Raw genomic sequence first — 17,426 nt, forward strand, 5'->3', positions numbered from 1 at the left:
TAACTCCTAACTCCTAACTCCTAACTCCTAACTCCTAACTCCTAACTCCTAACTCTTAACTCCTAACTCCTAACTCCTAACTCCTAACTCAATCCAATCTAAAATCGCTTGGTTAACTTGTTCTGGACATTCATCATGGGGGCAATGCCCGACATCCTCCAGATTTAGTAGTTCCAACTTCTCGTTATATTGGGCAAATTGGCTAGCCAGGGCGGGCGGAACAAACCGATCTTTTTGTCCCCAAATTAAAAGCATGGGAATTGTTAAGGTTGGTAATACTGTCTTGACACTGGGACTAAAATTAATTCCGATCGCAGCTTTGAATAAAGCACTAAACGCCCTCGCAGAACCCCGATCTTGGGGAGGCCCTGCTAAAATTTCGATCAGTTCATCGGTAATCGCCTCTGGGTTAGCGTAGGCAAGACGTGCCCAGCGACGCATCACTCCAGGACGGCGCACGAAGTTAAATATAGGTTTAAGTATCAATGGTGAAGCAACAATATTTTTAATTGCTGTGACAATTGGGCGCAGCACAGGAGGAATTGCTTCTTGTTCTAATGACGGGTCGGGTAAACTCATCATCACCATACCCAGCACCATATCGGGGTGATTGGCGGCGGCGGCCATAGAAATCAGTGAACCGTTGGAATTGCCTATTAATATCGCTGGTTGACGGATAAATGTTTTCCAGAAATCGTAAACTTGCTCAACCCAGAGTTCGATGCTGTAATTAGCTGCGGCTTTTTCAGAAGCGCCAAAACCCAACATATCTATGGCGTAAACCGTGTGATGCTCACTCAACACCTCTAAATTATGTCGCCAATGACCAATGGAAGCGCCAAAGCCATGTAACAGAATTAGGGGCGTTGTCTTGTGGTGATTTTGGCTAGGGCGAATGTAAGTATAGCGGGTTTGCCAGCCACGCCAAATCCAATCTCTTTGATTACCAACCCGTTCCTGCCAGTGTACCGTAGTGGTCACACTTACCTCCGATTTATCAGCGCTGAAATACCATTATAAGAATTGGGGATTGGGCATTGGGGATTGGGATTGGGCATTGGGCATTAATCAATAATTCTTCTTCCCCTGCTCCCCCTGCTCCCCCTGCTCCCCCTGCTCCCTCATCTCCCCATTCCCCATTCCCTATTTACCTAACAAATTGAGGCATAATTTCGGCAGCGGTGAATATTCCATAGATGCCGCGTTCGTGTAATTGTTTACCAGCTTTGAGATAGCCGAAAGCAGGGCCGCAGACATTGGCTGCCATGCTGGTTTCATCTCCCAGAGTAAATGTATGAGTAGAAATCTTCCCTTCAAAGGTACGTCCTGTTACCTTAACATTGGTGCTGAGAGGCTTTTTGGGATTGCGGGTATCAACTACACCACCAACTGTAACGCGATCGCGCCCTACTATCCCTGCGACTTCTAACATCACATCATCAGCGTGTTCCATATTTGTTAAGGTCAGGACGCCATTAGTTTTATCTAGTAGTGCTTCTACTTGTGCGTCAGTCATCGCCCTCGCAGTTTCCACTGTATAACCAGGCATGTGACCTATATCTTCCCGAACAGTGGCGCGGTAAGCTTCCCAGTTCGCAATTCCCACCCCAAAGGTAATTTCAACTTGATGAATTTCGGCGTAACTTTGGGCGGCTAAAGCTGCTGCTGCTGTTAACAGTCCAGGGGTAGCACCACATCCTGTCATATAGGTAATCCCCGCAGCTTGTAGTTCCTCCTTCATCGCTAGGAGTTGTTCTACAGCAGTGGTGCGTTTAATCGCATCTACTAGTACCCCACGCCAACCAGATTTGATAAATTCCTTGGCGACAGTGGGAATAAAGTCATTTGGCAGGTTGGGTAAAGCCAAAAAATACCCATCTACTTCAGCTATTTCAATTAAATCCTGAATACTTTGATTTGTTAATGTACCAATTGGTTCTAAATAACCCACCGAACCTTGAGACTGATAAGTTGCAATGGATTTTTCAGTATTTAAACCTTCAGCAGCGTAAACGTAGCCTTTTTGGTCTGCTGCTGCGACTAAAATCATTTCTTGTTTACCAGCAACTACCTTGGCGGCTGCTTGTCCAAGTCCGCCGAAACCCAGTACTCCCACACGTATCGCTGGCGAAATATTTAGAGAATTTTTGATTTGTTCAGAATTCATAGTTAATTCGTTAAGTTGAATCAAAAGCCTTGAGTATTCCGCATCTCAGCTTCCGGCTGGTAACTGGTGGCTGATGGCTGATAACTCAAAGCTATAGAGATTAATTATGATTCATTATCCTGGGTTCTTTGGCTGGATATTGCAGATATTTATCTGTGAGCGATCGCTTTTGAGTTTTTTGAGTGTAACTATACCAGATTTAAAGCAATGGTCGCAACTGGCAACCCAGAACAAAGCTTAAGAATACTGGCTAAACTTGACGCTTTGACAGAATAGAGTTTCTGGGGCGATGATGCAAACACTCATCAAAGCGATCGCTTCAAATAATTTGTAGTTAGTAATGACCCTCGATAGCGTCCCTTAGTTTCATTCATATTTCTTTCTTCTTGCTCCTCTTATAAATTATTGGCATTTTGAGTATTATGAAGCGTATTTGCACTATATTTAATCTTTTTACAATAACTTCATTATCTGCTTTTATCTTTGCTAGCACCACTACTTTATTGTTAGTGCAGACAGCCACAGGTAAACCAGTACAGACAAAAAAGCAAGTCAATCAACCAATACCATTCAACTCAAAAGTACGAATGTATCCGGCAAATAATAGTTTACCAGCAACCCGTTTTATTACGATTGAAAGTGTTATTAAAAACTCTACCAAGATGCGAATTACAGAAGCGAAACTTACAACATACGAGGAATTTGCAGCCAAAACAGGAGAGTACAAATCATCGATTTCTAACAATCGAATGGTGTGGATAGTGACTGGTTTTGTCCAAGGTGAGTTGAGAATGTCTAAAGGTAGAAGTGTCTGTACTGATAACGCTAAACTTGTGGAATTAAGGGATGCAGAAACTGGCGATTCTTTTGGTAGAAGTATTTACTGTCCCCCAAACAATGTGAGAAATTTTATGCCGTAAAGTTGACTTATAGCGGTTCTCGTTTATGTCAGGTACACCCGTAGGGGCACGGCAGTGCCCATTGGTGTCAACTAAGGAGGCAGGAGGTAGGAGTCAATAATGCTCGGTTAAGGCTAAAACTTGATGCCTGTATTTAGCACCACTAAATCTAGGACAACCTTCCTCAGCCCCGTTTTGACAACAATCGCAGAACTTTTTATTAGCGATCGCACTACAAATTTACTAGTATTGAGCAACACACTGCTAAGGCACAATCAGCACTGGACAAGGGGAAAGGTTAATCACGCGAGTCGTAACACTATCATCCGCTCCCTCTTCAGTCAAGCCTAGCCCTCGACAGCCCATAATAATTAAATCAGCCCCGATTTCATCAGCAACATCGCAGATCGTAAAAGCTGGTTTACCTTGCCTTTCCAGGGTTTCAGATTGAATTCCTTGTCCAGAAAATAAAGATTGGGCATTTTCCAGCAGTTTAGCAACTACCTCTGGCGACACCATTGGATCGTCTGCACTAGGCGCATCTGGAGGTGGCTCTTCTACCACAGATAGCAGCACCAAGCGACTGCTGTACTTTTTGACTACATTGGTAACAACATCAGCAGCTTCACGCGTTTCCCGGCTTTGATCGATAGGAAATAATACCGTCTTAAATATATCTGTCACTTGGGTACCCCTGACTCCGGTAAAATCTTGATGGTTCTACTTTCAAAACAATAACAAAAAGGCAATCAGGAGAGTTTGGTGTGTCCAAAAAAAGTTTAGCAAGTTTATCTTCGGCCGACATATCTGGGAAACGTGCCTTAGTGCGGGTTGACTTTAATGTACCTGTGGACGATCAAGGCAACATTACTGACGATACTCGCATTCGCGCCGCTCTACCAACCATCCAAGATTTGACGCAGAAGGGAGCTAAGGTCATTCTCGCCAGCCATTTTGGCCGTCCCAAGGGTGTGGATGACAAATTACGCCTAACTCCCGTTGCCAAGCGTCTGTCTGAGTTACTGGGGCAAGAAGTCATTAAAACTGATGATTCCATTGGCGATGAAGTTGCAGCTAAAGTTGGCGCCCTGCAAAATGGCCAAGTGCTGTTACTGGAAAATGTCCGTTTTTACCCAGAAGAAGAGAAAAATGATGCAGAATTTGCAAAAAAATTGGCAACTAATGCTGATTTTTATGTAAATGATGCTTTTGGTACTGCACACCGCGCTCATGCTTCTACTGAAGGTGTAACTAAATTCCTCAGCCCTTCTGTGGCTGGATATTTGGTTGAGAAGGAATTGAAATATCTGCAAAACGCCATTGAAAATCCCCAACGTCCTTTGGCGGCAATTATTGGGGGTTCCAAGGTTTCTAGTAAAATTGGCGTGATTGAAACTTTGCTGGAAAAGTGCGACAAGCTGATCATCGGCGGTGGGATGATTTTTACTTTCTACAAAGCCCGTGGTTTGAATGTTGGTAAGTCTTTGGTAGAAGAAGACAAGCTAGAACTAGCAAAATCTTTGGAAGCTAAGGCTAAGGAACGGGGCGTTACCTTTTTGTTACCCACAGATATCGTATCAGCAGATAAGTTTGCTCCCGATGCTAATGCGACAACCGTCAGCATTGAGAACATCCCCGCTGATGGTATGGGTTTGGATATTGGGCCAGACTCGGTGAAAGTTTTCCAAGATGCCCTTGCAGATACCAAAACAGTAATTTGGAACGGGCCGATGGGTGTATTTGAGTTTGATAAGTTTGCGGCAGGTACGGAAGCGATCGCTCATACCCTCGCCGATATCAGTAAAACTGGCACAACTACCATTATTGGCGGCGGTGACTCAGTAGCGGCTGTGGAAAAGGTTGGTTTAGCTGACCAAATGAGCCACATCTCCACCGGCGGCGGCGCTAGCTTGGAGTTACTTGAAGGCAAGGTATTGCCTGGAATTGCAGCTTTAGATGATGCTTAATAGCCATCTTTAGAATTATGTAGAGACGTTACATGTAACGTCTCTACATTAAATAGAGGAAAAATTGTGGAAACTAAATGGCTGGAATGGGCACAAAAATTACAAGCGATCGCTCAAAATGGTCTAACCTATTCTCAGGGTGTTTATGATATAGAACGTTATAAGCAATTACGAGCGATCGCCACGGAAATGATGGCGAGTTACTCAAATGTAGAACATAGCTATGTCCTCGATTTATTTAGCCGTGAATTAGGATATGCAACTCCCAAAATTGATGTGCGAGGAGCAATTTTTCGTGATGATACTATATTGTTAGTCAAGGAACGAGTAGACGGCTTCTGGACTTTACCTGGTGGATGGGCTGATGTTGGCGAGTCGCCGAGTGAAGCAGTTGTGAAAGAAGTATATGAAGAATCGGGATATCAAGCACGCGCTATCAAACTCCTAGCAGTCTATGACAGAAACAAACAGGGACATCCACCATTACCATTTTATGTCTACAAGCTGTTTTTTAAATGTGAACTTATTGGTGGTTCTCCATCATCAAGTATTGAAACTGAAGAAGTAGGTTTTTTCTCTGAAGATGCGTTACCAGTACTTTCCATCGGACGTGTGACACCAGCGCAAATCACGCGACTTTTCCAGCATTACCGCCAACCAGATTTACCAACAGACTTTGATTAAATGCCTCTGCATTACAAAAATTGGCATACAGAATTCATGGCTTTATTCTGACTCCTGAGTTCTGAATTCGGACTCATAAAATAGCCCGGACTTGTAAATAGTCTCTTGTCGGGTAAGGGGGACACGTTACCGTGTTCCCCTAGCTAGGAAGAAAAGTATCCTTGAATCTGCCCTCTGATGTCAGTACTTTTTTAAGTTGACAACGTTCTTATGCCAAACTGACTTGTAACGTATAAGAAAGAGGGTTAAAGGTGCTACTAGAGAAAGTTCCGCCATCTTGAGGGAAGAAAGCATAGTCACTCACTGAGATGAAATACGTACCTGCACCCAGAGAACTGGTGATTAATGACGAATTGCCACCGCCACCATCGTCGTTACTGGTCACTAACTTCCCAGCACCGTTAAACAGTCCGAGAACTGTATCTCCCGATGTCACTGTCCTGATAGTGACAGTTCCTGGATTTGCTAAAGAAAATTTAAAAAAGTCGAAACCAGGACTACTCCCCGGTTGAACTGCTGTTAACTGGGCTGAAAGATTAACGTTTGAGCCTGATGATAAGGAACCTAACCCTTCAGCGCCGCCCAGTGTGCCGTTTGTAGCTTCTCCAGCATTTTCCCGCTCATAGAACAAGAAGTCATCACTGTCAAGTCTGAGATTTTTTCTCCCCTGCACAACACCTATGATCTCATCTTGCTCTCCTGTCGGTTTGTCTAAGAATATTCGTGTGCTGTTTCCAGCAACTTGCAGGCGGTAGTCCTGTGGAGATCCTTTGAGTTCAATTCGATCTTGGCTAGAGTCGAAGTCAATAATAGTAGCCAAGTCCCCAAAACCAGGACTTGTAGTGTTGGTATCGTCGTAGAAAACATTTTCAGCGTCGCCCAGGATAAATCTATCTACTCCAGCCCCGCCAGTCAACTCATCAGTTTCCCCTAATCCAGGTGGAAGCGGACTACCAGGCCAAACACCGATGAGGATATCGTTTCCAAACCCCCCATTGAGTACGTCATTGCCTGGCCCGCCTTGTAGACTATCATCGCCGTCGCCACCATTGAGGATATCATTGCCGAAACCACCGTCTAGCGTGTCATTTGCCGGAGTCCCATCTATCGTTTCAGAACCTGCAGTGCCGAATTTAAATGCCATATTATCTCTCCTGAGTTTCTCACTAATACGTAAGTTCAGCCTCAGTCAAAGAACTATTCATTGTAGATTACTTGCCATTTAAGTAATCTCTAAGTTAGAAAACATTAATTATTTGGTTAGGAACTTCTAAAGAAAAAAATATCCAACTATTTGTTGTAGGCTGACCCGAAAAGCCCATCTTTGGTTGCGCGCGAACGAGACGCCTACTCCACAAAATTAGATAATCAATTTCCTGAAAATTCCTTAATTGATGATTACCCAAATGGAAAGTAATTAGCTGAAATATTTTGGTTCTTTTTTTAAATCTTTTTGAACCCACGTTGTACTTATATGCATATCATGAAGTACAAGGTTACATCAATATCTTTAACAAATCTTAAAAAGGCAACAAATGCGATTGATTAAGACATTAAAAAATAGGTGTAAAATTTAATTAAATATTGTTTAAAACTACTGTTCTTTTTGGTGAACGTTGCGAGATTTTTCAGATGAAGGTGGTATCGTTGTTAAGTTAAGTTTCAACATCAGATTTTATATAGTTATTTGGGATCGGAAAATTAGGTTTTTGTGCCAGTTCTGTGTATTTTTGCTTGCATTGGGATGCTTCCCATAAATTTTATCGAAACAGAATTCAGAAGTCAGAAGTCAGAATTCAGCATAAATTCTGTGCGACTAGCAGACTTCGGCGTGAGCGCTCAATCGAACGCTGAATAGATGGGTTTAAGACCCCCACCAAATCGTAGATTTGGTGGTGCAATCTTTGAGTGGCGGGTCTGAATCCCTCACTCAAAGATTGCTGAATTCTGAATTCTGAATTCTCCATTCTTCTTCAATTCACGTAGAGACACTCCACTCCAGATAGATGCAGAGGATGACTCTCTACTGAGGCGTTGTCTCCTGCGTTGGTGTCGGTGTAGGAGTGGCGGTTTCTGTGGGAGTCGGTGTAGGAGTTGGCGTGGGCGTGGGCGTAGGAGTTGGTGTAGGCGTGGATGTTTCCGTGGGCGTTGGTGTTGGCGATGGGGGAGGGGTGGGATTTTCCGCTGTAATGCTGAGTTGATAATCTACTGGTTTCGTTGCTGTGGAAACTACAACAAACTCATAAAATCCATTTTCTGATAATTTAGTTGACAAACTACGCTTCGTAGAATCTTCTAAAAATCGAATTTTGCCAGAGGGTGAATAGACTGATAACAAGACTTGGGAATTTGCTTCTAGCTTCAAGTCTAGAGATTGGTCTTTGGCAAGTCCAGCAATGAATACTTTACCACCACCAGGTTGGAGAGTACTGCTGACTGTTTTGCCAGTAGCCCCAGGATCGAAGACAAGTTTCTGGAAAGCGTTACCGCCAAGGATAGCACTGAGTCGATCGCTAACAAATCCGTACCAAACTTGCCCAATGGGCTGATCTCGAAAATTTTTACTACGCTGTTCAGGGAATACACTGAAAAAAGCCTCGTCTCCCAAATCATACAAAGAACGACTACCAACGTTGACTTTGTTGACTTCCAGTTTCCAGCGATCGCGTTCAGCAGTTGTGTAAGTTCCCAGTTTTTGGCGTGCATTGGAACTCAGTGGTGCAAGCTTTTCCAACAATTCCGAAGCTGTTTTATCCCATTCTGCGCGCAAACTCTCATCTTCAGAGCCATCGCTGAGAGTGCGTCCTCGTAAACTGGGATTTCTGTCCCAAAAAACTTGATTCACCAAGTTCACGTAGAAGTTAGAGTTAATACCCAACTGTTGACGGCGATCGCTTAATCTTTCTTTGCGTTCTCGTTCTGCTGGCGAATATTGCGCCAAAGGATCGGTTGGTTGTTCGCTAGTTGGAATGGGGCTGGCTGTAGGATTAGGGTCGACTTGCCCGACATCTCGTCTGCCATTCAATCCCCACCAAATTAATCCCACACTACCAACTACTAGCGCCGCCACCAGGAAGGTTTTTGTTGGTGTCCACCAGGAGGAAGAGGGGGAAGATGAGGGATATGAGGGATATGGAGGGGTTGGGGAAGGTGGGGGAGGTGGGGAGACGGCGACGGTGGCGGATGTGGGTTGTGGTGGAGTGGGATATTGAGTTGGTGGATAGTTCGCTGGGGGTGAGTTGAGGGCTTGGAGTACTTGACGGGCTGATTGATAGCGATCGCTTGGTCTAGCAGATAGCATTTTATCTAATACCTGTGCCAAATTTTGACTCAGATTAACTTCCCGTCGCCACTGCCACGTGAGAGTATAGGTATCAATTAATTCTTGGGGTTGTTTCCCTGTCAATAAAACCAACATTGTTGCAGCCATTGCATACAAGTCGCTATGAGGAGATACTAACCCTGTTTGCATTTGTTCTGGGGGTGCAAATCCGATTTTACCTAATAAGGTTGGTGCTGGCGGAGGTGCGGCTATACCGGGTTGGTAATATTCAGAAACTACGGTTGCTACTACTTGTTTGACACCGCCAAAATCAATTAAAACTGGCAGTTTGTCAACAGTCCTAAGCATTAAATTATCTGGGGAAATATCTCGATGAATTACTCCTAGAGAGTGAATGTATTCCAACACTGGCAAAATTGAAAGCACAAGAAAGCGTATTTCCGTCTCTGTAAAGCGCAAACCCTGTTGTATCCGGGCATTTAACAAGGAATTGTAAGTTTCCCCTTCTACATAATCTTGCACCAAAAATAGATATTCTTTGCCCCCTAAATTCAGCCGCAGCAGTTCCCGAAAGCGGGGAATTTGGGGATGTTGTAGTTTATAAAGAACACTCGCTTCTCTCTCAAAGAGTTCTTCAGCTTTTTCGACAACGTAAGCGGTTTGAACTTGGGGGGAAAATTCTTTTAAAACACAAAGTTCTCGGAAACGGTTGACATCTTCAGCTAAATAAGTGCGTCCGAAGCCACCTTGGCCAATTTGACGCACAATCGCATAGCGATCGCCTAAAGTCTGTCCCGGTTGGATACCATAACTCATGGGCGCATCCAACAAATTTTCACCACACTGGAGACAAAAGCGACTACCTGGGGAATTTTCATGTCCTTTAGAACAATAGATAGAATTCATTGGAAAGTTAGGAGTTAGGAGTTAGGAGTTAGGAGTTAGGAGTTAGGAGTTATAAGTTAAGAGTTAATAGTCAACAGTGAGCAGAGAGTAGCGTTTTTCAATTGATTAAACTACACTACTCCCTACTTCCTGTCTTAAACCATGGTCTATAAAGAAAGAAAATTGCCCTAATTCATAACTCATAACTCATAACTCCTAACTCCTAACTCTATCTTTGTACTTTACTGACTTGATCGGCTGCGATCGCATACCAAATTTGACCAAAAGTCTGTTGATTCAGTTTCTTACGATCATGATTGGGAAACAACCGATCAAATTTTTCATTTGTGTCTTTGGTCAACTGATCGATTGTATAGTTCCCAAACTGACCCGATCGCGCTTGTCGTCTCCATGTATCGTAATCTTTTTGACTATAGTTCCCTAATTTTCGACGAGTTGCTGTACTGAGGTCAGCCTGTTCTAGTTTATCCAATAAATCATCAGCGATACCAGACCATTCATCTCGTAAACCAGTGTCTTCAGGTTTAGATGTCAGGCTACGCCCTTTTAATTCTGGTTTTTTTGTATAAAATAAATCATCTACTGTGCGAATAAAAAATCCTTCAGGAATTTCTAGCTCTTGACGACGACTGATAATTTTCTCGAGGTTGCTATTTTTTCCTTTGTCGCTTACTGGTTTACCGCTGGGATTGGGAAACTGGGGAATTTGCGGTAATGAAATTGACGGGATAGTAATTGAAGTTACACTCTTAATCACTGCATTTACCACCGCCCAAGTCCCTGCACCAGTTAAGACAACTAAAGCCGTTCCCCCTAAACTCATCACAAAAGGACGAATCCAAACAGGGAAAGATGCCGGTTTAGCAATCGCTTGCGTTTGCCTCTGGAATCTACTTACAACGGCACTGGCGCGTTGTCTTCCGGGAGCAACTACCATCGTCTTAATCTTGGTGGTAATATAATTACCTGGAGATTTAGCCGCAGTTGGCGATGGTAAATCTTTGAGGATTTGCTCGGCTCGTTGGTAGCGATCGCTCGGTCTATAAGCCAGCATCCTTTTTAACACCGCTTCCAGTTTGGGACTAACTTGGATTTCCTTTCCCCATCCCCAAATTCCCTGATAGCTGTCGTATAGTTTCTGCGGTTCTTGACCTGTGAGCAACACCAGTGATGTTACCGCTAAAGAATATAAATCACTACTAAAAAATGCTTTGCCCTGCCGTAGCTGTTCTTCTGGAGCGTAGCCTTTTTTACCCAGCAAAGTATTATTTTCAGCCAACTTGGTACGCCAAAAACCTTGAGAAGCTGGCAATTGCTTAACGCCACCAAAATCAATTAACACTGGCAGATTATCAGAACGCCGCCAGATGAGATTATCGGGAGAGATATCGCGGTGAATTACATCTCGTGAGTGGATGTAGGATAACACGGGTAAAATCTGTTGCAGGAGGGTGATTACTTCCTCTTCACTAAAGGTTTTTCCTTGACTTTCACGCTGTTCTAATAACTGGTAGTAATTGTCACCATCCACATAATCTTGCACTAAAAAGAAAAAATCTTTAGTGCCTATCTTCACTTGTAGCGAGGCGTGAAAACGTGGAATCTGTGGATGCTGGAGTTTTTTCAGGACATTCGCTTCTCTCTCAAATAACTCTTTAGCTTTTTGTAAATCTTGATTTTCTTGTACTTGGGGTGCAAATTCCTTCAGCACACAGGTTTGATGGGATTTATTGATATCTTCCGCTAAATAGGTGCGTCCAAAGCCACCCTGTCCTAGATGACGGATAATTTGATAGCGATTATCCACAACCTGTCCCACAGCAAGAGGTAATGGTTCACCACAATGGGTACAAAAGCGGTTACTACCATTATTTGTGTGTTGTTTACTGCAATAGAGCTGCATGGTGCTGAAGGATAAATTAAGGTTTTATTGAATGACTACAACGCGCATACCCTCATTTTCGGATATTCTACGAATTACGTAGCTTGCTTCTCGCCTTCTCTACGAGACGCTACGCGAATGGCGAGTATTACGAATTATTTTTAACGGTGTTGATTCTACTTCAGGATAAACAACAAGCGTCATGAACAGCAAATCACGACATCAGCAAGTAATTAAAGCATTTGAAGATTTTTTATCTACCCCCTTAGAAACTATACTGCAACGGCATCTCAACACTAAAATTCCGTCAGCTTTGAGTTTATTTGACGATGTAGCGGCGAATGTACCAGCCTACAAGGCGTTTTTAGCAGAAAGGGAAATTAATCCCGCAACTATTCAAACCTTGGAGGAGTTTCAGAAATTACCAGCGATCGCTAAACAAAATTATATACTGCGTTATCCTCTAGCTGACTTGTGCCGTAACGGACAACTCCAAGAGTGCGACATGATAGCTGCTTCATCAGGTTCTAGTGGTAAACCGACATTTTGGCCTCGTTTTTTCACAGATGAACTCCAAATCGCCACACGCTTTGAACAGATTTTTCACGATAGTTTCTATACAGACACCAGACGTACCCTAGCAGTGATTTGTTTCACTTTAGGCACTTGGGTAGGTGGGATGTTTACCACTAATTGCTGTCGTTATCTTGCTAGTAAAGGTTATCCCATCACTGTAATTACTCCTGGTAACAACAAAGAAGAAATCTTGCGAGTTGTGCAGGAACTAGGCTCAGGTTTTGAGCAAGTGGTGTTATTGGGATACCCACCATTTTTAAAAGATGTGATTGATACTGGTATTGCTCGTGGTGTGGAGTGGCAGCAATATCAGATTAAATTAGTGATGGCGGGAGAAGTATTTAGTGAAGAATGGCGGAGTTTGGTTGGCGAAAGAGTTGGTTCACAAAATCCTTGTTATGATTTTGCATCACTTTACGGGACTGCGGATGCCGGAGTTTTGGGTAATGAAACACCGTTAAGTATCTGTATTCGCCGTTTTTTGGCAGAAAATCCCGATGCAGCGAGAGCTTTATTTGGGGAATCGCGTTTACCCACATTAGTACAATACGATCCCTTCACTCGCTTTTTTGAAGTTCAAGATGGCGGATTGCTGTTTTCGGGAGATAACGGTATTCCCTTAGTGCGTTATGACATCTTGGATACTGGCGGGATAATTAGTTATGATGCGATGCTGCAATTTTTAGCAGAATGGGGATTTAACCCGCTGGAAAATCTCTGTTCTGATACTCAAGAATCACCAAGAGGTATTCATCAGCTACCTTTTGTTTATGTCTTCGGTCGTTCTAACTTTACAGTTTCCTACTTTGGCGCAAATATCTATCCCGAAAATGTGACGGTGGGATTAGAACAACCAGTAATTCAAGAATGGGTGACGGGTAAATTCGTGTTGCAGGTAGTAGAAGACGCAGATAAGAATCGATTTTTATCTGTAGTTGTGGAATTAGCACTAGGGGTAGAGGGTAATGAAGCTCAAAGACTTGCGATCGCATCTTCTATTCTTTCACAATTGTTACGCTTAAATAGCGAGTTTGCTAATTATGTTCCGGTAGAATATCAAACACCACAGGTTACATTAGCGCCGATGGGTGATTTTGAATATTTTCCCATTGGGGTGAAACATCGGTATACGCGTCAATAGTATAAGACGCAATGAATCTAGGAAGAAGACGCGATGAATCTAGGAAGAAGACGCGATGAATCGCGTCTCTACAAGGGGGAATGGGGTGGTTGTTCGCGATCGCGTTCCCAATTGATTGGATTATTGATAATATATTGTCTAATTTTATCGAGGGCGAATTCATTACGAATTATATTGTCATGGAACCTTTCTTGCCATCTAAAACCTTCATATATTTGATTAATTTCAAATGTACATCGTCCTTTATACCACCTAATAATTTTAGAAAGGGAGTTTTTAGACAACATCGGATTAAATAACCCAGTAACCCCACCCCGTTGATCATCCCCCCTTGTAGAGACGCGATGAATCGCGTCTTCTTCCTGTATTTGATTCGCGTCTCCTTCTCGTATTTGATTAATAACCAAAATTCCATGAATATGATTAGGCATGACGCAAAACGAATCTATCTGGCAATTAGAAAAATGATTAGGAATCTCATACCACAATTTCTGAGCAATTTCTCCAATTGGCGATCGCTGCATTTTACCATCCACAACCTCACCAAAAAAGCATTTCTTATCGTCGGTGCAAATAGTAACGAAATATCCAGCATTACTGGCATAACTCCATGCTGGCAAACGGGTTGAGTCAATTCGATATTTACCTTTGTATTTGGGTTTGTTGTTTTTTGGTTGAGGATCGTCATTATTCATAATTACATTTTTTGTTGAGGCAAAAACTTATGCTAGTATTGCCTTGCATTTATGTAATTGCCAACCCAACAAATTCGGAATTATTCTCACTATGTAAATGTGGGAAATAAAGACGCGATGAATCGCGTCTCTACAAGGGGCGATCGTTTTTGCGATCGCATTTCCATCTTGTTCACGATATCTGTTTTATTAGGGGCGATCGCATTCCCTGGATTGCGGAAAGATCGGACGCGATAGATTTACGAAACGCTTACGAGACATGATGAATCGCGTATTTGCAAGGGATTGCTGCTTCTACATTTCGCTTATGTTTTGGCTGGAGGAAGTATTTTTCTTTCCTACTCTTCATCTTTCACTTTCTCTTGTTGATGCCAAGCTTGATAAAAAGCGGGGTAGGGCATACTTTGGGCGCACTTCCAAATAACTTCGTAGCAATATATTCTACGTATAAATTGAGAATCGTCTTCTTCTTTCTGATTTATGCATTCTTTTAAATTATTAACTGCTAATGGGTAAAGCTGGTTTTGAAGTATCTCAATGAGGCAAAAAGAAGCTGATTGTAAAACATTTCCTTCTTTACTCGCATAGATTATCTTAATTAAAGCATTATATATATGAAAATTTCCCCCACATATTTCTCCTATAGCACGGGCAATTAAACTACGTACAAATTTATTACGCCCTAACTTTAATAGTTTATTTAAATTATCCATCAACAGGCTATTGTCGTCACTACTTAGATGAATAAATCGTGCAACCTGTCTTAATTGATTAAAATATTCTACAAAAGTTAAATATCCCACTATTTTGTTGTTTTCATCCAAAACAGGAATTTTTTCTTTTTGTTCACTGATTTCTTTAGTTTCGATTGAACTAGAATGTTTTTTTCTAAGTTTGTCTAACACACAAGAAGCATAAAAACGAATTGACAGGTCTTTGCTAGATTGAAGATTATTTAAAACATGTTCTACGTCTTCGTTATCTGTTTTTATTTCTACTGCGATCTTAGCTAATTTTAAGAGTATTTCTTCATCATGGCTTTCATGTAAAAATCTTGTTAAAAATATTGTTAATTGACGACGATTAGTTTCGATCAATGCAGCGTTAGCATTTGTTGTAATCGGAGTTTCTAAGATTTCTCTCATTCTATTTAAATCACCAAAGCCCCAATCTATCAGTTGAGTAAAGATTTCTTTTGTGCGTTTATAGGATTCATACTCTGCAAGACACATAGCAGCTAGAAAGTAAGATTTAAATCCGTAAAAGTCACCACAGCTATCATCAAACCCTACCAAAGCATCTAAAAAAGCATTTTTCTCCTCCTTCTCCACATCTTCACGTCCCAACCACAGCAAAATCACCTCTTTCCACTGCGGTTCAAAAATGCGATAAACGCCTAGCGCGGGGTTATCGGGAACATGATTCAGAAACTCGTGCCAATCATCAACCGCCAACCCTGCAAAATATTCCTCAAATGTGGGATGGTAGAAAGCGTAAACTTTCTCTTTCGTTGCTGATTCCGCAGCCAGTCCAACTTCATTTAGCCATCCCAACTTTAACGCTAACCAAAATAAAGAATTTTGCTGTTTTGGATCACCTAATTCCTCACGCACAAGCTTATGTCGTAGCCGAAACCGTGACGTTTCTTGGTGAATTGCCCGTTTTACCAAACGTCCCAACGCTGCGTTTAATTCCTCTTGCTGATGTTCGCTGGTAGGGAAGCGGTTTTCTTTCCAGTTGTAAAACTCTTCCACAAACTGTTGATACAGTCCGGCTTTCGTTTCCGGTAAACCTTTATCAGAACTTTGCCAAGTGCTACACAACAGCGCTAACCGCAAAGGATTTTTAACTAAATCTTGGATGCGCTGACGTTCAGCTTTATCTAATTCCTGCCATAATCTTTCCCCTTTGTCTGCATCCTTGTTGTGAAACCAACGCCCAATAAACTCTTGCACTTGTTGCGGATATTCAAAATTGAGTAACCGATACGTCTCAAAATTTTCTAAAGCGTTGGCGTTTGCTTCCCAAACATTTACCCGACAAGTCAGCACAACCCGCGCATTTTTCACCCATCCCATCAACTGCTGGGAAATCTCAGTTAATGGTTGGGGTGAAGACATTTCATCTGCTGCATCCAACAACAACCACACAGAATTATTCTTGAATAAATCTGCAAAAGCGTTTTCCTGTTCTTCTGTTACACGCACCACTTCTAAAGCATTCTTCAGCCAATGTTGCAACAGATAATTTTCTACACTCTTTCCTTGCAAGTCTGCCAAAGAAATCCAAATTGGTAAACCCAGATTTTTGTTTAATATCCAAAAAGCTATAGTTTGCAACTGAGTAGTTTTTCCCGCACCCGGTTCCCCAATTAAAGCGATGCGGTGTCCTTGAGTTTTACCAACACCATCACGGATAATTTGCTCTAAAAAAGCCTGATGTTCAAATCGCTGCTTCTCTTCATAACTCGGTTCGTAAAGTTGCGAACCTTGTTCTGGGGAAATATCCTCGCTGCACTTCTTCGGTTTATTACGCTCCACCAATGCTAAAGGAACATGAATTTCCTTTAGCTCAAATTTCATTTCATCCTCAGCAAACAGGAACTCATTTGTGGTGAGACGCTTGTGCTTTTCCAGCATAGCACCGTAGATTTCTTGCCAGTCAAAGCTATTATCTGTTGTTTGTACCTGGAATGTTTCTTTTAAATTCGTCTTCTGGTATTCCTTCCACTTCTGCTTAACCACCTCCAGATTATCTTTTATCGTTGCTGTCTGATGTTTTAGCGTCAGGGTAAATTTCCAATAACCTTGATTGTTTGCAGCTTTTTCCGGTTCTCGCACTCTCAACTTCCATAGCCAGTCAAGTGCAGTTTGAAGCTCTTGTAATTCTCTTTCTTTCTGAGAAACGTTAGATTCTGCTTTTTGCCGGGGAAGTTTTAAAGTTTTGCCAACATTTTTAATCTGTTGGAGTAAATATTCCTTCTTTGCACCAATTTCAGATGTTTTGCTTCTGTTTCCTCTTGTTTGTTGGCTTTTATATCCGGTAATTCTCAGCTTATCTGCATTCCAGACAACGCAAAGTGGAAGTTTTGACTCACAGTCTTGCTCTTGGGACAGTTGCAGCAATGCTTCTACCAAACTGAGTACATTCTCTAAAACTGATTCATCTCCACGAATATTTCTTGACATCAGTCAAATAATTTTAAATTACCCAAACAAACAAGCTT

Annotated in this window: 13 protein-coding genes and 1 pseudogene; 6 read left to right on the forward strand and 8 right to left on the reverse strand. The window is 42.2% G+C overall.

The window, feature by feature from the left end; all coding sequences use genetic code 11:
• Nucleotides 1-69: 69 nt before the first annotated feature.
• Both RMY63_RS33140 and bioU read right to left on the reverse strand, forming a co-directional pair.
• Nucleotides 70-981 carry an alpha/beta fold hydrolase gene (locus RMY63_RS33140; RefSeq protein WP_322732769.1) on the reverse strand — a complete coding sequence of 304 codons (912 nt, stop codon included), beginning with the start codon at nucleotides 979-981 and terminating at the stop codon, nucleotides 70-72.
• 166 nt (nucleotides 982-1,147) lie between these two features.
• The gene (bioU, locus tag RMY63_RS33145) at nucleotides 1,148-2,167 is read right to left on the reverse strand and encodes a (S)-8-amino-7-oxononanoate synthase BioU (protein ID WP_322732770.1); all 1,020 of its coding nucleotides are present in this window, start codon (nucleotides 2,165-2,167) and stop codon (nucleotides 1,148-1,150) included.
• Nucleotides 2,168-2,356: 189 nt separating this feature from the next.
• On the opposite strand from bioU, the pseudogene RMY63_RS33150 reads away from it, so the two are divergent.
• Nucleotides 2,357-2,443, forward strand: a pseudogene (locus RMY63_RS33150) (toxin-antitoxin system HicB family antitoxin); the annotation flags it as partial.
• 146 nt (nucleotides 2,444-2,589) lie between these two features.
• On the forward strand, nucleotides 2,590-3,087 hold the full coding sequence (locus RMY63_RS33155) for a hypothetical protein (RefSeq protein ID WP_322732771.1): 498 nt from the start codon (nucleotides 2,590-2,592) through the stop codon (nucleotides 3,085-3,087).
• 243 nt (nucleotides 3,088-3,330) lie between these two features.
• Here the strand turns inward: RMY63_RS33155 and RMY63_RS33160 are convergent, their stop codons facing one another.
• Complete coding sequence (locus RMY63_RS33160; protein ID WP_322732803.1) at nucleotides 3,331-3,741, reverse strand: universal stress protein; 411 nt, start codon at nucleotides 3,739-3,741, stop codon at nucleotides 3,331-3,333.
• A gap of 89 nt (nucleotides 3,742-3,830) precedes the next feature.
• On the opposite strand from RMY63_RS33160, the gene RMY63_RS33165 reads away from it, so the two are divergent.
• Entirely contained in the window at nucleotides 3,831-5,033 is a 1,203-nt protein-coding gene (locus tag RMY63_RS33165) for a phosphoglycerate kinase (protein ID WP_322732772.1), read from the forward strand.
• A 66-nt stretch (nucleotides 5,034-5,099) separates the two neighbouring features.
• Nucleotides 5,100-5,717 (forward strand): NUDIX hydrolase, encoded by a 618-nt coding sequence (locus RMY63_RS33170; RefSeq protein ID WP_322732773.1) that lies wholly within the window; start codon nucleotides 5,100-5,102, stop codon nucleotides 5,715-5,717.
• A 208-nt stretch (nucleotides 5,718-5,925) separates the two neighbouring features.
• Here RMY63_RS33170 and RMY63_RS33175 read toward each other — a convergent pair whose 3' ends face one another.
• From RMY63_RS33175 to RMY63_RS33185, 3 genes are all read right to left on the reverse strand, one after another.
• The gene (locus RMY63_RS33175) at nucleotides 5,926-6,861 is read right to left on the reverse strand and encodes a DVUA0089 family protein (RefSeq protein WP_322732774.1); all 936 of its coding nucleotides are present in this window, start codon (nucleotides 6,859-6,861) and stop codon (nucleotides 5,926-5,928) included.
• A gap of 879 nt (nucleotides 6,862-7,740) precedes the next feature.
• Nucleotides 7,741-9,906 carry a serine/threonine-protein kinase gene (locus tag RMY63_RS33180; RefSeq protein WP_322732775.1) on the reverse strand — a complete coding sequence of 722 codons (2,166 nt, stop codon included), beginning with the start codon at nucleotides 9,904-9,906 and terminating at the stop codon, nucleotides 7,741-7,743.
• A gap of 208 nt (nucleotides 9,907-10,114) precedes the next feature.
• Nucleotides 10,115-11,809 carry a serine/threonine-protein kinase gene (locus RMY63_RS33185; protein ID WP_322732776.1) on the reverse strand — a complete coding sequence of 565 codons (1,695 nt, stop codon included), beginning with the start codon at nucleotides 11,807-11,809 and terminating at the stop codon, nucleotides 10,115-10,117.
• A 181-nt stretch (nucleotides 11,810-11,990) separates the two neighbouring features.
• Here RMY63_RS33185 and RMY63_RS33190 point away from each other — a divergent pair, with 181 nt between their 5' ends.
• The gene (locus RMY63_RS33190) at nucleotides 11,991-13,505 is read left to right on the forward strand and encodes a phenylacetate--CoA ligase family protein (RefSeq protein ID WP_322732777.1); all 1,515 of its coding nucleotides are present in this window, start codon (nucleotides 11,991-11,993) and stop codon (nucleotides 13,503-13,505) included.
• A gap of 68 nt (nucleotides 13,506-13,573) precedes the next feature.
• Here RMY63_RS33190 and RMY63_RS33195 read toward each other — a convergent pair whose 3' ends face one another.
• Nucleotides 13,574-14,200, reverse strand: a complete 627-nt coding sequence (locus RMY63_RS33195; protein ID WP_322732778.1) for a transposase — start codon at nucleotides 14,198-14,200, stop codon at nucleotides 13,574-13,576.
• 99 nt (nucleotides 14,201-14,299) lie between these two features.
• Here RMY63_RS33195 and RMY63_RS33200 point away from each other — a divergent pair, with 99 nt between their 5' ends.
• On the forward strand, nucleotides 14,300-14,437 hold the full coding sequence (locus RMY63_RS33200; RefSeq protein ID WP_322732779.1) for a hypothetical protein: 138 nt from the start codon (nucleotides 14,300-14,302) through the stop codon (nucleotides 14,435-14,437).
• 101 nt (nucleotides 14,438-14,538) lie between these two features.
• Here RMY63_RS33200 and RMY63_RS33205 read toward each other — a convergent pair whose 3' ends face one another.
• Nucleotides 14,539-17,388, reverse strand: a complete 2,850-nt coding sequence (locus tag RMY63_RS33205) for an NACHT domain-containing protein (protein ID WP_322732780.1) — start codon at nucleotides 17,386-17,388, stop codon at nucleotides 14,539-14,541.
• Nucleotides 17,389-17,426: the final 38 nt, after the last annotated feature.

This window comes from Nostoc sp. ChiQUE01b (assembly GCF_034531255.1).
Taxonomy (GTDB): domain Bacteria; phylum Cyanobacteriota; class Cyanobacteriia; order Cyanobacteriales; family Nostocaceae; genus Nostoc.